Here is a 13,540-nt window from a genome sequence, read left to right on the forward strand (position 1 = left end):
GTTGGCCGATCGAGAGGAAACCGGATGACCGGCAGGGAGTACCGGGTCGCCGAGCTGGCGGAGGCCGCGGCGGTACCGGTGCGGACGGTGCGCTACTACCAGGAGCGCGGCCTGCTCGCCGCGCCGGAGCGGCGGGGCCGCAACGCCATCTACCGCGAGGCGCACCTGGAGCGGCTGCGGCTGATCGCCGACCTGCTCGCCCGCGGGCACAGCCTCGAGGGCATCGCCGACCTCCTGAGCAGCGCCGAACAGGGTGGCGGCGTCTCCGAGCTGCTCGGCTTCGAGACCGCGGCCTCGGTGGCGTGGGGCGACGGCGAGGTCACACTCGACCTGCAGCAGATGCTGGAGCGGTTCGGCGATCAGGTGACGCCGCAGGCCATCGCCGAGGCGGTCGCGCTCGGCTACCTGCGGATGGAGGGCGACCGCTTCGTCTACACCAGCTCGCGGCTGCTGGAGGGGGCGTCGGCGCTGGTCGCCACCGGCATCCCGCTGCACGCCATCCTGGCGGCCAGCTGGGAACTGGAGGCGGCCTTCGACCGGATGGCCTGGAGCTTCGTCCAGATCTTCCGCACCCACCTGGTGAGCAGGGTGCTCGAGCACCCCTCCCCCGCCCAGCTGCACCAGCTCGCCGAGACCCTGACCGCGCTGCGCCCGAACATCCGGCTGATCACCGACGAGCTGCTCGCCAGGGCGATGGATCGGCGGATCGCGGCGGACCTGCCCGAGGTGTCCCAGGAGATCAGCCGGGCCACCGCGGAGTAGCCCAGCAGCGCGGGAATCTTCCGTCCGCCCGCGGCGTTCCGACGGATAGTTGACGTAGAAACATCTCGAGACGGGACGCACCGTGGAACTGGGACTCACCACCTTCGCCGAACGCTATCCGGCCGACGGCCGCCCGGCGCCCAGCGCGGCCGAACGGCTGCGCCAGGTCGTGGACGAGGCCGTCGCCACCGAGGCCGCCGGGCTCGACGTCTACGGCGTCGGCGAGCACCACCGCATCGACTTCGCCGCCTCCGCCCCCGCCGTCGTCCTGGCCGCCATCGCCGCCCGCACCGAGCGCATCCAGCTCACCAGCGCGGTCACCGTGCTCAGCTCGGACGACCCGGTCCGCGTCTACCAGGACTTCGCCACCCTGGACGGGCTCTCCAACGGCCGCGCGGAGCTGATGGCCGGGCGCGGCTCGTTCACCGAGTCGTTCCCGCTCTTCGGCTACGACCTGGCCGACTACGACCAGCTCTTCGACGAGAAGCTGGCGCTGCTGCTGAAGCTGCGGGAGGAGGAACCGGTCACCTGGCAGGGCAAGTTCCGCGCCCCGCTGGACAAGGCGATCGTCTACCCGCGCACCGACAACCGGCCCCTCCCGGTCTGGATCGCCGTCGGCGGCAGCCCCGAATCCGTCGCCCGCGCAGGGCTGCTCGGCCTCCCGCTGGCCATCGCCATCATCGGCGGCGAACCCGCCCGCTTCAAGCCGCTGGTCGACCTCTACCACCGCGCGCTCGCCGAGGGCGGCCACGCGAAGCAGCCGGTCGCGGTGCACGCGCACGGCTACATCGCCGACACCGAAGAGGCCGCGATCAGCGAGTTCTGGGAGCCCTACACCCGCGCCATGAACGTCATCGGTCGCGAACGCGGCTGGGGCCGCATGACCCGCGCCCAGTTCGACGCCATGCGCGGCCCGCAGGGCTCGCTCTTCCTCGGCACCCCCGACGTGGTCGCCGAGAAGATCGCGACCGTCCGCGACACCCTCGGGCTGGACCGCTTCATGCTGCACACCAGCGTCGGCACGCTGCCGCCCGAGAAGGTGCTGCACACCATCGAGCTGCTGGGGGCGAAGGTGGCGCCGCAGCTGGGCTGAGCGCGGTGCGCGGCCCCCGGCGGGAGCCGCGCACCTCACGACCACGTATCGATGAACCCGCGGTCGACGTAGATGGCGGGCCGCAGGTGTCTCGCCTGCGACACCGCCTCGACCGCGCCGACCAGGATGGTGTGGTCACCCGCTTCGACCCGGGACCGCACGGCGCATTCGAGCCGGACCGGACTGTCCCGCACGACGACGGCGCCGGCCGCCGTCGTCACGAAATCGTCGCCCGCGAACTTGTCCGGCCGCTTGGTGGCGAATCGGAACGCCAGTTCGGTCTGCTCCGCGCCGAGCACGCTCACCGCGAAGCTCTCCGCGACCGCGAAGACCGGGAAGCAGTTCGCGGTCCGCGCGAGGCAGACGAGTACCAGCGGCGGGTCGACCGAGACCGAGCAGAACGAGCTCGCGGTGAAGCCGACCGGCGCGCCGTCGGGGTCGGTGGCGGTCACGATCGTCACCCCGGACGGGTACTGCGCCATGGCGTCGATGAACTCCGTGCGCAGCTGTTCGCTCATGCCCAGCATGTCGGCACCCTCCCGGCGTTGAACTCCACCATCTCGGCGAAGATCGACAGGACGTCGAGCGGGCGCGCGAGCGGGCCGCCCGCGAGCTCCGCGTACGCGCGGTGCAGGTTGGCCACCAGCCGCTCGGAGTCCAGGAGGTGCTCGAACCGGCCCAGCGGCGTCGCCCGCGCCAGTTCCAGCGGGGCGATCCCGGCCCTGGCCCCCTCCTCCGCCAGCTCCCGCACCCACAGCAGGTAGTCGAGCGTTTCGTCGTAGACCTCGGGGCCGGTCACCGCGCCGTGCCCGCAGACGACGGCGGTGGCGTCCAGCTCCCGCAGCCGACGCAGGGCGGCGATCGATCCGCTGATCGACCCCATGAGCGTGAACGGTGTGGCACCGGCGAGCACGACATCGCCCGCGAACAGGACGCGGGCCTCGGGGAGCCACACCACGACGTCGTTGGTGGTGTGCGCGGGCCCGACGTGCAGCAGCTCGACGGTGTGCCCGCCGACCCGCGCGGTGAGCCGGTCCCGGAAAGTCAGCGTCGGCAGCGTCACCCGGACGTCACCCCAGTCGACCTCCGGCCAGAGCCCGGTCAGCGCCAACCCGGTCTCCGCCATCTCCGTGCGCGCCAGCTCGTGCGCGATGACGGTGGCCGCCGCGCCGAACAGGTGGTTGCCGAAGGTGTGGTCGCCGTGGTGGTGCGTGTTGACGATGAGCCGGAAGCCACCGGGGCAGAGCTCGTCGACGGCGGCCCTGAGGCCGCGCGCGCGACGTTCGGTCGCGAGGGTGTCGACGACGAGCGCGCCGTCGTCGCCGACGACGATCCCCGCGTTGCTCACGCACCACCCGCCGGGCAGCTGGAGGTACGCGTAGACCCCGGCCGCCAGCTCGACGACGCGCGGCCGCTGCGCGGCACCCGGTTCCGGCCGGGCGGCGGCGGTCATGTGGTCGACCGGTGTGCCACGGCCGCGACCGCGTGCGCCATCGTCGCGCGGCTGTTCGCGCCGAGCAGCTCCCGAACCCGCGACCTGGCCTCGGCGAGGGTGGTCCCGGCGCCGAAGGCGGCGCCGATCGCGGTCGGGTCGAGCGCGACGGTGTGGGTGGCCGTGAGCACCTGGCCGTCGGGACCCTCGGTCAGCTCCCACTCCCCGCTGTGCCCGAGCAGGAACCCGGGCAGCGTCGTCTGCTTGTAGACGATCCGTTCACCGGGGAAGCACAGCCGGATCGACTGCGTGGTGTGCGTGCCGCCGTCGGCGGTGACGGTGTCCATCGTCAGCCGCTGGATTCCGCCGTCGGTCTCGTCGACGACGGTGCGGGCGACGTGCGGGAGCAGCTCGGGCCAGCGGTCGGCCGCGGCCAGGAACTCGTAGACGGCCATCGCCTCGCCGGTGAACCGCACCGTGTCGGAGAAGCTGAACAGCAGCTCGTCGATGGTGTGCCCGAACGAGGCGAAGCGGGACAGCGTGGCCAGCTCCGCCTTCGTGTTCCGGTCCACCGCCGCCTCGATCCAGTCCAGGTCGGTGACGGTGTCGGCGGAGAAGCGGTGCGACAGCGATATCTCGGTCCGGCCGTCGGGCAGCTCGGCGAAGGCCCACTGCCCGGACATCGAGGTCACCGGCGGCTGGCTGCGCAGCTGCCGGAAATCGATCTCCCCGGTCTCCGGGCGCACCGACCGCTGCGACTTCCAGGACTTCACCTCGTCGTTGGTGACGGCCCAGATCAGGAACAGCTCCCGGTCGGCCTCCCGGCGCACGTATTTCGTGTAGACGCACGGCTCGAGGACGACCGGCCACCGCGTCACGTCCGCCACCAGCGCGAACAGATCCGCGCGGGCGGCCTCGGTGACGAGGGCGTGGCGCACGTCGCGGGTGCACTCCCCCTGGGTCATGCGACGTCCTGCCTGGCGCCGTTGACCAGGTCCGCGAGCTCGCGAGCCGTCTTGACCTCGGTCAGCTGTTCGTCCGGCACCGTCGTGCCGAACTCACGCGCGATCTGCGCCGCCGCCTCGATCAGCGCCAGCGACTCGTAGCCGAGGTCCTCGAGCAGGACGTGCTCGAATTCCGCGTCGGTGACCTCGCGGTCGGGGTTGCCCGCGCTCGCGACGAGGATCCGCCGGACGTCGTCGACAGTCATCTCACGCATGGGTGTTCTCCTTGGTTCTCGTGTGCAGTTCCGGTGACCGCGGCGGTTTCGCCTGCCACCCGGCCGCCTTCCGGACGACCACGGCCGAATTGAATCCCCACAGCCCGCGGGCCAGCACGAGCGCGGTCGACACCGGGCCAGGCCGCGGCGCGCCGACGACCAGATCCAGGTCGTAGGCGGCGGACGGGTCGGTGGTGCCCGCCGTCGCGGGGAGGACACCGTCGCGGATCGACAGCAGCGCCGCCGCGATGTCGAGCGGCCCGCCGCCGGAGTACAGCCGGCCGGTGAGCGCCTTGGGCACGGTGACCGGCACCCCGCGCGACCCGAAGATCGCCCGGATCGCGTCGGCCTCGGCCGCGTCGGCCGCGGGGATTCCCGCGCCGTCGGCGAAGACGGCGTCGATCCCGTCGGCGTCGACGCCCGCGTCCGCCATCGCCAGCTCGGCGGCTCGGCGCAGCCCGCTGGGCCGCTCGGAGCCGGGTGGCGGGTCGAAGGTGGACGCGTAGCCCGCGACCTCGCCGTAGGCGTACTCCGCGCCGCGGGACCGCGCGTGGTCGGCGTCCTCCAGGATGAGCATGGCGCCGCCCTCGCCCGGCACGAATCCCGCCGCGGCCGCGTCGAAGGGCAGGTAGCCGCGGTGCGGGTCGGTCGCGCCGGTCAGCCTGCCGCTGGCGATCTGCGCCACCCAGCCCCACGGGTCGAGCGCCGAGTCCACGCCGCCCGCGAGGACCAGCGGGGTTCCGTTCCTGATCGTCCGCCTGGCGTGCCCGACGGCGTCCAGCCCGCCCGCCTGGTCGGCGACCAGGGCGCTGCCCGCGCCGCGCATCCCGTTGCGGATGGAGATCTGCCCGGTGTTCACCGCGTAGAACCAGGCGAACGACTCGTAGACGCTGACGGCCCGCGGGCCCCGGGTCCACAGCTTGCTGAACTCGCGGTGCGTGAATTCGAAACCGCCCGAGGCATTTCCGGTGACCACGCCCATGTCGTAGTCGGTGAGGTCGCCGGTCACCACCGCGCCGTCGGCGAGCGCGAGGTCGGCGGCGACGAGCGCGAAGCGCGTCGAGATGTCGGTCTGCGGCATCAGCCGGTCGGGCAGGTACGCGGCCGCGTCGAAATCGCGGATCTCGCCCGCGAGCTGGGCCGCGTAGCCGGAGACGTCGAAGCGGGAGAGCCGGTCGATTCCGCTCTCGCCCGCCAGGGTGGCGGCCCAGAACCGGTCGAGCCCGATACCGTTGGGCGCGGTGACCCCGATGCCGGTGACGAGGATGCTCATCACCGGGCCCCCGCGATCCGCCGCAGCACCATCGCGCTCTGGAAACCGCCGAAGCCGCTTCCCACGCTGAGCACCGTGCGCACGTCGAGCTCCCGTGCGGTCTGCGGAACATAGTCCAGGTCGCACTCGGGGTCGGGCTCGGTGAGGTTCGCGGTCGGCGGGACCACGCCGTGCTCGATCGCGAGCAGCGACGCGGCGATCTCGACGGATCCGATGGCGCCCAGCGAGTGGCCGACCATGGACTTGATCGAGCTGACCGGCGTCCGGTACGCGTGCTCCCCGAGCGCGCGCTTGAAGGCGGCGGTCTCGTGCCGGTCGTTCTGCTTGGTGCCCGAGCCGTGCGCGTTGATGTAGTCGATCGCGGTGCCGTCGATCCCCGCCTGCGCCACGGCGACCCGGATGGCCTCGGCCATCTCCCGGCCGTCGGTCTTCAGCCCGGTCATGTGGTAGGCGTTGCAGCGCCCCGCGTACCCCGCGATCTCGGCGTAGACGTGGGCGCCGCGCGCCTCGGCGTGCTCGTAGGACTCCAGCACGAACATCGCCGCGCCCTCGGCGAGCACGAAGCCGTTGCGCGACCGGTCGAAGGGGCGCGACGCGTGCTCGGGATCGTCGTTGTACGAGGTCGTCGCCTTGATCGCGTCGAAGCAGGCGACCACGATCGGCGTGATGGGGGTGTCGGTCGCGCCCGCCAGCATGACCTCGGCGCTGCCCTCGCGGATCAGCTGGGCCGCGTGGCCCACCGAGTCCAGGCCGGAGGTGCAGCCGTTGGACACCATCGCCACCGGCCCCTCCGCGCCGACGGTCCAGGCCACCTCCGCGGGCATCACGCTGGGGACCATGTAGTCGAACATGTGGGCCGAGAGCCACGCGTCGTCGACCAGCCAGTCCCGGCCGCTGTCGGAGAGCACGAGGTACTCGCGCTCCAGGCTGGTGGCGGCGGCGACGGCGCTCCCGAGGGTGACGCCGACCCGGTGCGGGTCCAGCGTCTCGAAGTCCAGCCCGCTGTCCACGACGGCGTCCCGGACGCACGCCACCGCGAACTGGGTCGCGCGGTCCATCCGGCGGATCTCGCGCTGGGTGAGGCCCTCCCAGACCGGGTCGAAGTCGGCCTCGCCCGCGACCTGCGACCGGTACGGCGACGGGTCGAAGCCGGTGATCCGCCGGGTCGCGGTCCGGCCATCGGTCAGCAGGCTCCAGAACTCCTTGGTGCCGTTTCCGCCCGGTGCCCGCACGCCGATACCGGTGACCACCACCCGACGTTCTCCACCGCCATCCCTCGAGCTCACATGCATCGTGGCGTCACCTTCCCTGGGTCGGGGGCACCGGGCCGCCCGCACTGACACTGCGTCGGCGCCAATGCTTGCCGCGGCTGCTCGAGCAGCGGTCGAGCATGGATTGTGGCGGCGCCCCCGCTGCCGCTCGATCCGGACTCGACCCGGACTCGACCGGTGCTGCACAGGCTCGACCGGTGAGGATCAACCCACCCCTGCGCCCGATCACCGTCGACGACGCGGATCTCCTGGAGTTCATCCGCTGCGCCGAGATCCCGCCGCTGCTGATGGCGGTCGCCCAGCTGACCGGTGATCTCGACGTCCTCCCCGCGCGCCCGGAGTCGAACGGCTGGCTCCTCGCGCCGCACGGCGGGCTCTCCGCGGAGCAGCAGGCGCGGGCGCGCGGACTCGCCTTCGAGGCGCTGCGCGGACTCCGCGACGGGTCGGCGGCGCCCGCGGGCGCCGACCCGGTGGCCTTCCGCGAGATCGCGCGGTGGGCGATCGGCAGCGACGTGGACACCCTGCTGCCGCTGCTGCGCGAGCAGATGCCGTCGCCGGGGCAGGACCCGGGGGCACCGGGCTGGACGATGGCCGAGCTCGCCCCCGGCGCCGATCTGACCGTGACCATCATCGGCGCGGGCATGAGCGGACTGCTCGCGGCCCACCGGCTCTCCCAGGCGGGCGTGCCGTTCGTCGTCTACGAGAAGAACAGCGGTCTCGGCGGTACCTGGCAGGACAACCGGTACCCGGGCTGCCGGGTCGACGTGGCGAGCCACCTCTACAACTACTCGTTCGCGACGACGCCGGACTGGCCCGACCACTTCTGCGAACAGGAGGTCGTGCTCGGATACCTGGAGGAGTTCGCGCGCCGCCACGACCTGCTCCGCCACATCCGATTCGACTCCGAGGTCACCGCCGCGCGGTGGGACGATGCCCGGCTGGACTGGCGGGTGAGCGTGCGCGGCCCCGACGGGGTGCACACGACCCGCTCCACCGTCGTCGTGAGCGCGGTCGGACAGCTGAGCCGCCCGCACATCCCCGACCTCCCCGGGCGCGCGACCTTCGCGGGTCCGGCGTTCCACTCGGCGCGGTGGGATCACTCGGTCTCCCTGGCCGGCAGGCGCGTCGGCGTGATCGGCACCGGCGCCAGCGCCTACCAGTTCGTGCCCGAGATCGCCGGGGAGACAGCGCAGCTGACGGTCTTCCAACGCACGCCGCCGTGGCTGCGCCCGACGCCGAACTACCACGACCCGGTCTCCGCCGGTGCGCGCTGGCTGTTCGAACACGTCCCGTATTACCAATCGTGGCACCGGTTCTGGCTGTTCGCGCCGGGGTTGCAGCTCACCGGCGGAATCCTGGACGGCTGGGTCGTCGATCCCGCGTACCCGCCGACCGAGCGCGCGGTCTCCGCACACAACGACGAACTGCGGGCGGCGCTGACCCGGTGGATGAGCGCGCAGCTCGCGGACTCGCCCGAGCTGCGCGCGGCGGTGATCCCCCGCTACCCCGTCGGCGCGAAGCGGGTCTTCCGCGACAACGGCGCCTGGCTGCGCACGCTCCGGGCACCGCACGTGGAGCTGGTCACCGACCCGATCGCCGAGCTGACCCCGGGCGGGGTGCGCACCGCCGACGGCAGGCACCACGCGCTCGACGTCCTGGTCTACGGCACCGGGTTCCAGGGGTCGCGGTTCCTCGCGCCGATGACGGTCACCGGTCGCGGCGGCCTCGACCTGCACGCGCACTGGGACGGCGACGCGCGCGCCTACCTGGGCTGCACGGTGCCGCAGTTCCCGAACCTGTTCTGCCTCTACGGCCCCAACACGAACCTGTCCGGCCAGGGCGGCAGCATCTTCTTCTTCTCCGAGTGCGGCGTCGGGTACCTGCTGGACGCGATCAGGGTGCTGCTGCAGCGCGGATGCCGGGCCTTCGACGTCCGCCGGGACGTGCACGACCGCTACAACGCGTGGGTCGACGCGGGCAATGCGCGGCGCGCGTGGGGCTTCTCCGGGGTGAGCAGCTGGTTCATCAACGACAAGGGGCGCACCGCGCAGAACTGGCCCTTCTCCGCGCACGAGTACTGGACGCGCACCAGGGCCTTCGACCCGGCCGATTACCACCTGCTCGACCGGCAGCCGTCGGCGGCGGACACCTTCGCAGAGGGAGCACGGCAATGACAACGCAGACGCACACCATCCTGGCCGAGGACTTCCCGGCCTTCGAGACGACCGGCCCCGACGCCCGCTGGCAGCACGTCGCGGTCGGCCCGTTCGTCGCCGACGACGGCGCCGCGACCGTCTCCGGCGCCGGGCTGCGCGTCACGTCGGCGGGCGTCAACCCGGCCACCGGCGAACCCGCCTTCACCAAGACCGTGCCGCCCGAGGACCGCAACGGCGGGCTGCCCGGGTTCGTCGACCACCTGAAGTGGTTCGCGATGAGCACCGCGCAGGCGTCGAGCGGGTTCGCGGGCTTCGATGCCGTGCCCGGCCACGAACTGCGGTTCCGGGCGACGATGTCCGCGCGGACCTTCGGCGTCGCGAACCACCCCTTCGGCGCCGGGGTCGCCGATCCGGCCGCGGACCTGCGGTTGGCCGCCGCGTCGATGAACGCGGTCGACCAGGAGACCGCGACCGTCTTCGACTTCTTCGTCACCGGGATCACCGTCTACGCGTTCTACGAGCGGCTGCCGACCAAGCGCGCCGAACTGGGGAACTACGCCGCGTTCTCCTGCGCGATCCCGGTCGCCACCCGGTCGCCCGGCGACTGGAACGAGCTGGCGATCGGGTACGACCGCAGGGCGGGAACCGCGGTGTGGTCGGTCGACGGCCGCGAGGTCTACCGCATCGACCGGATCGGTTTCCTGCCCCCGGACACCGAGCACATCGTGCTGGACCACGGCGGCGAGGAGCAGCTCGTCGAGTTGCGCCAGCTGAACTGCGGCATGGGCCTGGTCTCGCTGCTGGACGCGCGGCTGCCGGGGCTGCCCGCCCTGGTCCGGCTGTCGCACGCGGAGGGCTTCTACCGCGTGCCCGGTTCCGCCGCGCCGCAGGAGTTCCTGGACGACACCTCGGCCGACGGGCACCGGCTGTTCGGCCAGGGCGCGGAGCTGGGGATCGCCGGCTACACCGTGACCAGCGCGCCCGTCGAGGGGTGAGGCGGTGCGCGACCTGTCGGAGACCGACCTGGTCGGCGTGTGGGACCTGGTCTCCTACGTCGAGATCGTGGAGCCGGGGCGGCAGGCCGACGGCCCGCTCGGGCCCGCGCCGGGCGGCATGCTGATCTACGCGGACACCGGGTGCATGTCCGTGTCGATGATGCGGACCGACGCCGAGCCGGGGGCGGGCGAGACCTTCATGGGGTACGCGGGTGGCTGGCGGCTGCTCGACGGCGCCGTCGTCGCGCACGACGTCCTGGTCAGCGCACACCGCGCGCTGGTCGGCACGGAGCAGCGGCGGCACGCGGAGTTCGACGGCGACCACCTCGTGCTCACCGCGCGGGCGGCGCTCGGCGACCGGCCGCGGCTGCGGCGGCTCCGGTGGCAGCGGCGAACCGGCGCGGGTGGCGGCCGATGACCTACGCCATCGATCCCGAGCTGGCGACGTGGCTGCCCCGGCTGGCGCCGGTCGACTTCGGCGACCCGGCGGGCGCACGGGCCGCGCTGCGCGCGATCACGGCCGCGCAGCCGCCCTACTCGCCGCGGCGACCCGTCACGAGCACCGACGAGCGGGTTCCCGGCGGCGACCGGACGCCGCCGATCCCGATCCGGGTCTACCGGCCGAGCGACGCCGCAGGCCCGCTACCGGGGCTGCTCTACCTGCACGGCGGCGGCTTCGTCCTCGGTGACCTCGACACGACGCACTCCACCGCGCTGCGCATCGCGGACCGGGTCGGTGCCGTCGTGGTCTCGGTCGACTACCGGCTCGCGCCGGAGCATCGGTACCCGGCGGGGCTGGAGGACTGCTACGCGGCCCTGACCTGGACATTCGAGCAGGCGGGCACGCTCGGCGTCGACCCGGCGCGAATCGGCGTCGCCGGGGAGAGCGCCGGTGGCGGGCTCGCGGCCGCGCTGACCCTGCTGGCCAGGGACCGGGGGCAGCCGCCGATCGCGATGCAGTGCCTGATCTTCCCCGAGCTCGACGACCGCCTCGCGACCGTATCGGCGACCACCTTCGTGGACACGCCGAAATTCGATCGCGCGGCGGCGCTGCACAGCTGGCACCACTACCTCGGCCCCGAGCACCCCCGCGGCGGCGCCGATGTGCCCGCCTACGCCGCGCCCGCGCGCGCCACCGACCTGCGCGCGCTCCCCCCGGCCTTCGTGAGCGTCTGCGAGTTCGACCCGCTGCGCGACGAGGGGCTGGGCTACGCGCGGCGGCTGATCGAAGCCGGGGTGCGCACCGAACTCCGCTACTACCCGGGGACTTTTCACGCATCGATGTCGATCGGTGCGGCAGCGATCTCCCGACGCATGGTCACCGACCAGGACGACGCACTCCGCCAGGGGCTGCGGGCACTCGAGAACGACGAAGGGTTGACAGGATGAGCACGGCAGCAGGACCGACCAGGACGGTCTGGGACGACTTCTCGACGGGATTCGCCGTCGACGGCCAGGACGCGCGCTGGTTCCACTACGGCTTCGGGCCCTACGTCGGCGACGACGCGGTCGTGACGACCTCGGCGGCGGGGCTGACCGCCGTGTCGAGCGGGCGCAACGCCGACCTCGGCACCCCGGCCTTCGTGCGCTCGCTGGCCCAGGAGGCCGAGAACGGCGGGCTGCCGGGCACCCTGGAACACGTCAAGTGGCTGGCCTTCGCCGAGCACGAGTCCACGCACGGCTTCCACGGCTTCGACGCCGTGCCCGGGCAGGTCCTGGCCTTCGAGTCGCGCTTCGGCGGGCGGACCTTCGGCACCGGAGGCCACCCGTTCGGCGAGCTCGTCGAGGACTCCGAGGACGACCTGCGGCTGGCCTCGGTGGGCATGCCGCTGCTCGACGAGGAGACCTCGGTCATCTTCGATTTCTTCCTGTCCAACAAGCGCGTGTACGCGGTGTACGAGCGGCTGCCGTTCACCAGGGGCGACGAGCAGGGCAACTTCGCCGCCTTCGTCTACCAGATCCCGGTCGCCGACCGCAGCGTCGCGGACCTGCACGACTTCCGGATCGCCTACGACCCGCGCGCGGGCGCGGTGTCCTGGCAGCTGGACGGCACCGAGGTGCTGCGCGTCGACCGGATCGGGTACCGGCTGGCCGATCGCGAGCATCTCGTCGTCGACCACGGCGGCGTCGAGACCGGTGTCACGCCGAGGCAGCTCAACTGCGGCATCGGGATGTTCGCCGCGCTCGACTACGCCAGGCTCGGCGCGATCGCCCCCGTCCGCCTCTCGGGGACCGAGGGCTACTACTACTCGACGGCGCTGGGCGAGCCGGCGCCGCAGCGCTTCCTGGACGACAAGAGCCTGGAGTCGAATCGGCTGTTCGGCCAGGGCGCCGAGGTCCGCGTCGAGCACGTGACCGTCTCGATCGAATCCGCGCCGGCCTGAGCCTGCCGCATCAGCACAGGGAGCGGTGCGTGGACCATTCCACGCACCGCTCCCTGGTTTCGCTTCAGCTCGGCGACGGGTCGCCCGCGGTCAGCGACGACGCGAAATCGTCGTCGTCCGCCCGCAGGATGGCCTGCCGCAGCTGCTGGATGGGCGCGCTCGGCTCCAGCCCCAGCTCGGTCACCATGCGGGTGCGCAGCCGGACGAAGACGCCCAGTGCCTGCGCCCGCCTGCCGTCCAGGTAGAGCGCCCGCATGTACTGCGCGTGGATCCCTTCGTGCAGCGGGTTCTCGGCGGTGAGAACCGCGAGCTCGGGCAGGATCTCCCGGTACATCCCGAGCCGGATCTCGCACTCGATGAGCAGCTCGGCGGCGTACAGCCTGGCCTCGGCCAGTTCGTGGCAACGCGCCTCGAGGATCGGGCCGTGCCCGACGTCGACCAGCGCCTGGCCGCGCCACAGCCCCAGCGCTCCGCGCAGCATCTGGATGGCCGCGACGTCGTCACCTTCTTTCCAGACCCGGCGCCCGGCCGTGAAGAGCGAACGGAACAGCTGGGCATCGAGCCTGCCGTGCTCGGTGCGGAACATGTACCCCCCGGGGCACGTGACCAGGATGTCGTTCGCCACCTCGGCGGGCGATATCTGCAGCGCGGCCGCGATGGAGCGGCGGAGGCCGAGAATGTAGGTCTGCAAGGTGGTCGCGGCGCTCGCGACCGGTTCGTCGTCCCACAGCTCGCGCATCAGCGCGTTGAACGGAACCCATCGGCCACCCTCGGCGAGCAGGGTCGCGAGAACCTTGCGGCTTTTCGGTGCAGTCGGTGCTATATTGCGCCCGCCGATCCCGAGTTCGAGTGGCCCCAGAATTTTCATTTCCATGGATACGACCCCCCATGTAGAGATATCGCGGCTTACGGCATCTACCCCACTGTAGAGAAATATCGGCGCAGGTGTAGTCCC

Annotated in this window: 14 protein-coding genes; 7 read left to right on the forward strand and 7 right to left on the reverse strand. The window is 72.3% G+C overall.

Translation table 11 applies throughout. The features are described 5' to 3' along the window. The first annotated feature begins 24 nt into the window (after positions 1 to 24). On the forward strand, positions 25 to 762 hold the full coding sequence (locus tag ACFUUZ_RS01170; RefSeq protein WP_378691024.1) for a MerR family transcriptional regulator: 738 nt from the start codon (positions 25 to 27) through the stop codon (positions 760 to 762). Positions 763 to 844: 82 nt separating this feature from the next. After that, complete coding sequence (locus ACFUUZ_RS01175; protein WP_378691027.1) at positions 845 to 1,855, forward strand: LLM class flavin-dependent oxidoreductase; 1,011 nt, start codon at positions 845 to 847, stop codon at positions 1,853 to 1,855. Between the two features lie 35 nt (positions 1,856 to 1,890). Here the strand turns inward: ACFUUZ_RS01175 and ACFUUZ_RS01180 are convergent, their stop codons facing one another. Genes ACFUUZ_RS01180 through ACFUUZ_RS01205 form a run of 6 tightly spaced genes read right to left on the reverse strand, consistent with a single transcriptional unit; the run spans position 1,891 to position 7,032 of the window. Next, positions 1,891 to 2,382: a flavin reductase family protein gene (locus ACFUUZ_RS01180; RefSeq protein ID WP_378691030.1), complete on the reverse strand. Its 492-nt coding sequence runs from the start codon at positions 2,380 to 2,382 to the stop codon at positions 1,891 to 1,893. Beyond that, positions 2,370 to 3,308: an MBL fold metallo-hydrolase gene (locus tag ACFUUZ_RS01185; RefSeq protein ID WP_378691033.1), complete on the reverse strand. Its 939-nt coding sequence runs from the start codon at positions 3,306 to 3,308 to the stop codon at positions 2,370 to 2,372. The genes ACFUUZ_RS01180 and ACFUUZ_RS01185 overlap by 13 nt, the downstream gene beginning before the upstream one ends. Continuing rightward, a complete protein-coding gene (locus ACFUUZ_RS01190; protein ID WP_378691035.1) occupies positions 3,305 to 4,252 on the reverse strand; it encodes an aromatase/cyclase in 948 nt (315 codons plus the stop codon). Before ACFUUZ_RS01190 ends, ACFUUZ_RS01185 begins: the two co-directional genes overlap by 4 nt. Next, the gene (locus tag ACFUUZ_RS01195; protein ID WP_378691037.1) at positions 4,249 to 4,506 is read right to left on the reverse strand and encodes an acyl carrier protein; all 258 of its coding nucleotides are present in this window, start codon (positions 4,504 to 4,506) and stop codon (positions 4,249 to 4,251) included. The genes ACFUUZ_RS01190 and ACFUUZ_RS01195 overlap by 4 nt, the downstream gene beginning before the upstream one ends. Next, on the reverse strand, positions 4,499 to 5,779 hold the full coding sequence (locus ACFUUZ_RS01200; RefSeq protein ID WP_378691040.1) for a ketosynthase chain-length factor: 1,281 nt from the start codon (positions 5,777 to 5,779) through the stop codon (positions 4,499 to 4,501). The genes ACFUUZ_RS01195 and ACFUUZ_RS01200 overlap by 8 nt, the downstream gene beginning before the upstream one ends. Next, on the reverse strand, positions 5,779 to 7,032 hold the full coding sequence (locus ACFUUZ_RS01205) for a beta-ketoacyl-[acyl-carrier-protein] synthase family protein (RefSeq protein WP_378691043.1): 1,254 nt from the start codon (positions 7,030 to 7,032) through the stop codon (positions 5,779 to 5,781). Before ACFUUZ_RS01205 ends, ACFUUZ_RS01200 begins: the two co-directional genes overlap by 1 nt. Before the next feature lie 215 nt (positions 7,033 to 7,247). On the opposite strand from ACFUUZ_RS01205, the gene ACFUUZ_RS01210 reads away from it, so the two are divergent. The 5 genes from ACFUUZ_RS01210 to ACFUUZ_RS01230 are packed head-to-tail and all read left to right on the forward strand — an operon-like array spanning position 7,248 to position 12,585. Next, entirely contained in the window at positions 7,248 to 9,224 is a 1,977-nt protein-coding gene (locus ACFUUZ_RS01210) for an NAD(P)-binding protein (protein ID WP_378691046.1), read from the forward strand. After that, the gene (locus tag ACFUUZ_RS01215) at positions 9,221 to 10,201 is read left to right on the forward strand and encodes a DUF6081 family protein (protein WP_378691048.1); all 981 of its coding nucleotides are present in this window, start codon (positions 9,221 to 9,223) and stop codon (positions 10,199 to 10,201) included. The genes ACFUUZ_RS01210 and ACFUUZ_RS01215 overlap by 4 nt, the downstream gene beginning before the upstream one ends. A gap of 4 nt (positions 10,202 to 10,205) precedes the next feature. Further along, positions 10,206 to 10,619 carry a lipocalin-like domain-containing protein gene (locus ACFUUZ_RS01220; protein WP_378691051.1) on the forward strand — a complete coding sequence of 138 codons (414 nt, stop codon included), beginning with the start codon at positions 10,206 to 10,208 and terminating at the stop codon, positions 10,617 to 10,619. Next, the gene (locus tag ACFUUZ_RS01225) at positions 10,616 to 11,590 is read left to right on the forward strand and encodes an alpha/beta hydrolase fold domain-containing protein (protein ID WP_378691054.1); all 975 of its coding nucleotides are present in this window, start codon (positions 10,616 to 10,618) and stop codon (positions 11,588 to 11,590) included. Before ACFUUZ_RS01220 ends, ACFUUZ_RS01225 begins: the two co-directional genes overlap by 4 nt. Beyond that, positions 11,587 to 12,585 carry a DUF6081 family protein gene (locus tag ACFUUZ_RS01230; RefSeq protein WP_378691057.1) on the forward strand — a complete coding sequence of 333 codons (999 nt, stop codon included), beginning with the start codon at positions 11,587 to 11,589 and terminating at the stop codon, positions 12,583 to 12,585. Before ACFUUZ_RS01225 ends, ACFUUZ_RS01230 begins: the two co-directional genes overlap by 4 nt. A 64-nt stretch (positions 12,586 to 12,649) precedes the next feature. Here ACFUUZ_RS01230 and ACFUUZ_RS01235 read toward each other — a convergent pair whose 3' ends face one another. Next, positions 12,650 to 13,459 carry a BTAD domain-containing putative transcriptional regulator gene (locus ACFUUZ_RS01235; RefSeq protein ID WP_378691059.1) on the reverse strand — a complete coding sequence of 270 codons (810 nt, stop codon included), beginning with the start codon at positions 13,457 to 13,459 and terminating at the stop codon, positions 12,650 to 12,652. Positions 13,460 to 13,540 lie beyond the last annotated feature (81 nt).

Origin of the sequence: Nocardia sp. NPDC057353, assembly GCF_042667085.1 — a bacterium.
In the GTDB taxonomy this organism is placed as follows: Bacteria; Actinomycetota; Actinomycetes; order Mycobacteriales; family Mycobacteriaceae; genus Nocardia.

Bases quoted from the DNA above. Each gene is read 5' to 3' on its own strand.
- ACFUUZ_RS01200 (WP_378691040.1), bottom strand. From the start codon at position 5,779: ATGAGCATCCTCGTCACCGGCATCGGGGTCACCGCGCCCAACGGTATC.
- ACFUUZ_RS01225 (WP_378691054.1), top strand. From the start codon at position 10,616: ATGACCTACGCCATCGATCCCGAGCTGGCGACGTGGCTGCCCCGGCTG.
- ACFUUZ_RS01180 (WP_378691030.1), bottom strand. From the start codon at position 2,382: ATGCTGGGCATGAGCGAACAGCTGCGCACGGAGTTCATCGACGCCATG.
- ACFUUZ_RS01215 (WP_378691048.1), top strand. From the start codon at position 9,221: ATGACAACGCAGACGCACACCATCCTGGCCGAGGACTTCCCGGCCTTC.
- ACFUUZ_RS01235 (WP_378691059.1), bottom strand. From the start codon at position 13,459: ATGGAAATGAAAATTCTGGGGCCACTCGAACTCGGGATCGGCGGGCGC.
- ACFUUZ_RS01185 (WP_378691033.1), bottom strand. From the start codon at position 3,308: ATGACCGCCGCCGCCCGGCCGGAACCGGGTGCCGCGCAGCGGCCGCGC.
- ACFUUZ_RS01230 (WP_378691057.1), top strand. From the start codon at position 11,587: ATGAGCACGGCAGCAGGACCGACCAGGACGGTCTGGGACGACTTCTCG.
- ACFUUZ_RS01190 (WP_378691035.1), bottom strand. From the start codon at position 4,252: ATGACCCAGGGGGAGTGCACCCGCGACGTGCGCCACGCCCTCGTCACC.
- ACFUUZ_RS01195 (WP_378691037.1), bottom strand. From the start codon at position 4,506: ATGCGTGAGATGACTGTCGACGACGTCCGGCGGATCCTCGTCGCGAGC.
- ACFUUZ_RS01170 (WP_378691024.1), top strand. From the start codon at position 25: ATGACCGGCAGGGAGTACCGGGTCGCCGAGCTGGCGGAGGCCGCGGCG.